Consider the following 4,991-nt stretch of genomic DNA (forward strand, 5'->3'; position numbering starts at 1 on the left):
GTCGCCTTCAGCCCGGATGGCAAGACCATTGCAAGTGCTAGTAGGGACAAAACAGTGAAACTGTGGCGAATGGATGGCAGTCTCATTACTACCCTCAAGGGGCATGAGGATTTACTTTGGCAAGTCGCCTTCAGCCCGGATGGCAAGACCATTGCAAGTGCTAGTGCTGACAAAACAGTGAAACTGTGGCGAATGAATGGCAGTCTCATTACTACCCTTAAGGGGCATGAGGCTGAGGTTTATGATGTCGCCTTCAGCCCGGATGGTAAGACCATTGCAAGTGCTGACAGTACAGTGAAACTGTGGCGGATGGATGGCAGTCTCATTACTACCCTCAAGGGGCATGAGGATAGAGTTTTGCAAGTCGCCTTCAGCCCGGATGGCAAGACCATTGCAAGTGCAAGTTGGGACAAAACAGTGAAACTGTGGCGGATGGATGGCAGTGTCATTACTACCCTCAGGGGGCATGACGGTTATGTTTCTGATGTCGCCTTCAGCCCGGATGGCAAGACCATTGCAAGTGCAAGTTTTGACAAAACAGTGAAACTGTGGCGGATGGATGGCAGTCTCATTACTACTCTCAAGGGGCATGAGGATTTACTTTGGCAAGTCGCCTTCAGCCCGGATGGCAAGACCATTGCAAGTGTAAGTTTGGACAAAACAGTGAAACTGTGGAACCTGAATTTAGATAATTTACTCGTGCAGAGTTGCAATTGGTTACACGACTACCTGAAGAATAGCCCTAACATTAGTGAAAACGACAAACACCTTTGTGATGATGTCGGTGGTAAGTTAAACTAACCAGTTTTGCTCAAATAGGTATGCAGACCCAGTTGTTTTAAATCGCCTTTGAAACAACAAATTTTTACTGCCGCCGTCTAAGATTAGGATCAGTCCCCAATTTTTTCTCAACCCGTTGCAGCTTGGTATTACTCCAATCAGTATTCTGCAAAATTTTCTGTAGAGACTCGGTAGTTTCAATAGGAGTAGGGATTGGGGTCAGGTGTGAATAAAACCAAAATAGAATAAAAAATGAGATCGGAGAGAAAAGCCAGATCATAATAGCTCTACCCCAACCTTTAACGACCGATTCCGCGTCTTTTTGGTTCAATAGAGATATTCCCGTCTGAATCTCGTTCAATTGTTCTTGTAACGGTTGGCTCAATGTCTCTGGTTGCCTTGGGGAGATATTGCTCAAATTCTCGGAGAGTTTCGTTAAGCTCGTCAATTGCTTGAGTTGTTGCTGAGACGTTAGATTTAATGCGCTCAAGGCTGTCCCTAGCTGATTGCAACTTGTCGCTAGATTTTTGATATTCTCCGTGTGGTCGGCTTGAATCTTCAATTGCTCCGCCGTCAGTTGACTCCATTCGTTTAGCTCTACCTGTAAATTTTCAAATAATAACTTCCAATCATTTGGAGCGGTTTCTGTCAGTTGCGCCAAATAACCGATGTACTGCACTAACCTAAAAGCTGGGTCATCTTGTTTCATCCCAGAATCAAGCGCAAACCGTAAGACTTTAGCTTGAAACTCCGGCGGCTTTTCTGACAGCAACCTATCTAAATGAGATACCGCACCATTGCCATTACCATTACTTACAGCCATTACTCTAACCCCAACTGTACAGCCGCCTTAGAAAACTCAGTTTCAACCGCATCAATCCAGCCATAAACTCTCGATTGATTACTCAAACTAAAATCCTCATGCTCTAGAGCCTCCCTGAAAGTTAGATCCTTCGAGTCAACGAGGTCAAAAATATCGTCATATAACTCAGGCAATAACAGTTCAATCGCCCCCAATGCTTCTACAGCCTGCTTCATCTTAGAATTGTTGTAGCGAGTAAACTTATGCTCATCACCCCAGTAGAGATTTTTCACAACTACATAATCAACTTTGTCGCCGCAGAAATCCATCAGACGTTTTAACTGCAACAGACTATCTTTCACCCGACCCAGCACAGATACCATAGTTATGCGATAACCCAAACGCTGGGCATTTTGAAACAGAAAAATATCCTTAGCCACTGATTCAAAATATTCAGCAGCACCAGCCGGCAGATCCACCAGAGAAACTTGAGGCGATAAACGTTTCAAATCATCCTGCAAAGCATCAGCACCACCACGCTGATTAAGTTTGAGCGTTTGCACGCCAGGAGCGACTTTGTTGTAGTGGCGATAAAGCTGAGGATTAGACTGGTCACATTCATAAGCGATGCAGTTAATATTTCTGTGGCGGTAAATGTCCAGGAGAATCCGCGCCACCACACTTTTACCAGTACCGCCCTTGTCACCAGTCACCAACACCAAGCGTCCAAGAGTTTTTGGCTGTAAGGAAGGCTTTATTTCCTGAACTTGGTCAGCCGATTGTTTAGGTTTTACTACCATCTACAAATCCTCGTCGTTTATTATTTCAGGCACAAAAGCAAGGCGAGAGGGATTTTGATTCTCTGGAGCTTTAACATCAGAGGTCTTTTTAGCCGTTTTAGGAGTTTTAGGAGTTGTTGATTTTGATGAAGCGGGTTTCGATTTTGGTTCTGATTGAGACTGAGGTTTGTTGGCAGATTGAGTATTGCTTTCTGTAATCTCAGGATTCTCGTGAACTACTGGCTCATCAATAACTTGTGTACTGGTATTCTCAAGACTTGGAGTAGTAACTGACTTTTTGCGTGTAGACCGACGAATATCGTTAAGTAAATAACGGATACGTTCTGGACTGATGTTGATATCCAAAGGGGCTAAAGTTTTAGAGACTTCCTCGTAGCTATAGCCGAGACGAAGTACCCGTTCAATTTGACGGCGCATCTTTTTAATAGCCGCTCGTGCTGGGATATCATCTAATTCCTTAGCACCCAAAGCGCGTAGAGCATCAAGAGCCTCTGGAATCTTTGACTTAGGAATACTGTCTTTAGCCACAAGAGTAAAAATCAAACTAATGTTTATGTTTAAAACTTTACTTTAACCTGGAGCATCTATCTAAAGACAGGTAATTATCAATGCAACAAATAGTTAAGAAACAGCAACAGATATTAACGTAACTGATTGAACAGTCATTACTCATAGCGTGTAAGATAACTCACGAAGAGTTAATCAAAAATAAATCACACATTACTCAGTAATAATTAGCCACACTGTAATTTGTATCAACTCGTTAGTAATATCATCGTGTTGGTAGCCGCAGATTACGCACTTTGTCCCCTAGTGGGTAGTTCCCCTAGTCCTTCTGCCTCCCCGAAATCCCGGTTAAGAGCAAGCCATGCCTACCCCTTCGGGGTGTCGTCGCTGCGCTCGACTCGGCAGGCTTGCCAAAGGGGGAAGTGTCCCCGCTTTGGAAACCCCCTCAAAAACTGCATCAACTTTTGTTTGACTTATGCCCAAAGCTTCTTCTCAGTCACTCGTCCGCACCAAAATGTTGCAAGCGCGATTCAGCCCAATTGAATATGAAATGATTCGCTCTAAAGCAGAAGATACGGGCTTGAGCTTGGGAGAATTGACCAGACGATGTATGTTACTGCGACCAATTCCACCACCACCGCCGCGACTTGGCAGAGTTACTCTTGACACATACCTGGAACTGTCGCGCATCGGCAACAACATCAACCAACTGGCCAAAGCCACCAACACCGCCATTAAAATGCAGTTGCCACCGCCAGCATCACCAGAACTTCTACAAGAGTTACTAGAACTGCTACGATACTGCCAACGGGAAATAGCCAATACCTTCATCGAAGAATCAGACGAGGAAACAGATGATTGGCAACCAGACTAAAGGGCGAGGGTTTCGCGGACTGCTGAATTATTTGGAGTCTCAGAAAGATGCCAAACTCATTGGTGGCAACATGGGCGGCAATAACGCCCGTGCCCTGGCCAGAGAATTCAAAATCTCTCGTCAACTAAACCCAGAAGCTGACCGAGTAGTGTACCACGCATCATTATCACTACCAGAAAACGAGCGACTAGACGAACAAACCTGGAATGAACTTGCTAACCGCTATCTTGAAGAGATGGGCTTTGACAGCAACCAGTACGTAGTCTACAGACACAGCAACACAGAACACGACCACATCCATATTTGCGCTAGCCGTATCCGTTTAGACAACGGGAAGATTGTACATGATAGCTGGGATTACAAGCGTAGCGAAACCATTATCCGGCAGCTAGAACGAGATTATGGTTTACAACAAACCCAAAGCAGCCATGAGAAATTATCACGTAATCCCAGTATTGGACAACAAAAACGGCTAGAAAGAGAGCAAGAAGAATATATTAATGGTGAGCGCCAAACTCCACAAGAACGCCCCATTAAGCAACAACTCCAGGAACTAATCGACCGCGCCACCCAAGATAAACCGACTATGCCTCTACTGGTTGAGCGATTGCAACTACAAGGTGTAGAAGTTCGTCACGGCTTAACACGCAACGGCAAAAGTAAGGGCATCTCGTACTCGTGGAATGACCAGAAATTCAGCGGCACATCTTTGGGGCCTGCCTATACATTCCCAGGTTTACAAAAACATAAGGGGATTGACTACCAGCCACAACGGGATGATGAGCTTATTGAGCATCTGTTGAAAAATCCTGTTCAGCGAATAGTTGTTAGCCAACAGTTAGAAACCTCACGACAAGATTCGGCATTAACAGCTAGCCCAGTCCGAGAACTTGAACGAGGTTCAAATCAGTCATTCGAGGTGATTACTGCAATTGTCCGATATCTTGAACTACAAGAAATTGAGCAGTCATTAACAAAGTCTTCCCTAAGTGAAACGTTACCACAGTTAACAGAACAACTGTCTGCGTATCAGCAGCAGCTAGCTAATAATAAAACCACATTTGACGACCTGGGAGCCGCGATTGTTAATGAAGAGCAACGATTATCATCACAAAGAGCAGTGGATGCAATCTCTAACTTTATTGAACAGTCAGTAGTTGATGATGCCTTGGCTGAAACGTTGCCACAATTAACAGAACAACTATCTATTTATCGGCAACAACTCTTT

Annotated in this window: 6 protein-coding genes; 3 read left to right on the top strand and 3 right to left on the bottom strand. The window is 44.5% G+C overall.

Features of this window, described 5'->3' with window-relative positions:
• A partial coding sequence (locus tag H6G86_RS37675) for a WD40 repeat domain-containing protein (protein WP_190938656.1) occupies nt 1–801 on the top strand: 801 nt, incomplete at its 5' end.
• A gap of 64 nt (nt 802–865) precedes the next feature.
• On the opposite strand, the gene H6G86_RS39365 is transcribed toward H6G86_RS37675, so the two are convergent.
• Genes H6G86_RS39365 through H6G86_RS37690 form a run of 3 tightly spaced genes read right to left on the bottom strand, consistent with a single transcriptional unit; the run spans nt 866 to nt 2,910 of the window.
• Nucleotides 866–1,603 carry a DUF6753 family protein gene (locus H6G86_RS39365; protein WP_242065183.1) on the bottom strand — a complete coding sequence of 246 codons (738 nt, stop codon included), beginning with the start codon at nt 1,601–1,603 and terminating at the stop codon, nt 866–868.
• Nucleotides 1,603–2,382 carry a P-loop NTPase family protein gene (locus tag H6G86_RS37685; protein WP_242065184.1) on the bottom strand — a complete coding sequence of 260 codons (780 nt, stop codon included), beginning with the start codon at nt 2,380–2,382 and terminating at the stop codon, nt 1,603–1,605. The genes H6G86_RS39365 and H6G86_RS37685 overlap by 1 nt, the downstream gene beginning before the upstream one ends.
• Complete coding sequence (locus H6G86_RS37690) at nt 2,383–2,910, bottom strand: hypothetical protein (RefSeq protein WP_190938657.1); 528 nt, start codon at nt 2,908–2,910, stop codon at nt 2,383–2,385.
• A 454-nt stretch (nt 2,911–3,364) separates the two neighbouring features.
• Here H6G86_RS37690 and H6G86_RS37695 point away from each other — a divergent pair, with 454 nt between their 5' ends.
• Both H6G86_RS37695 and H6G86_RS37700 read left to right on the top strand, forming a co-directional pair.
• A complete protein-coding gene (locus H6G86_RS37695) occupies nt 3,365–3,763 on the top strand; it encodes a plasmid mobilization protein (protein ID WP_242065185.1) in 399 nt (132 codons plus the stop codon).
• A partial coding sequence (locus H6G86_RS37700) for a relaxase/mobilization nuclease domain-containing protein (protein WP_190938658.1) occupies nt 3,744–4,991 on the top strand: 1,248 nt, incomplete at its 3' end. The genes H6G86_RS37695 and H6G86_RS37700, both read left to right, overlap by 20 nt.

The sequence above is a fragment of the Nostoc sp. FACHB-133 genome, from assembly GCF_014698055.1.
Classification (GTDB): Bacteria; Cyanobacteriota; Cyanobacteriia; order Cyanobacteriales; family Nostocaceae; genus Nostoc.

What these genes read in the sequence shown, in the direction of transcription:
- H6G86_RS39365 (WP_242065183.1), bottom strand. Translation starts at nt 1,603, where the DNA reads ATGGCTGTAAGTAATGGTAATGGCAATGGTGCGGTATCTCATTTAGAT.
- H6G86_RS37695 (WP_242065185.1), top strand. Translation starts at nt 3,365, where the DNA reads ATGCCCAAAGCTTCTTCTCAGTCACTCGTCCGCACCAAAATGTTGCAA.
- H6G86_RS37685 (WP_242065184.1), bottom strand. Translation starts at nt 2,382, where the DNA reads ATGGTAGTAAAACCTAAACAATCGGCTGACCAAGTTCAGGAAATAAAG.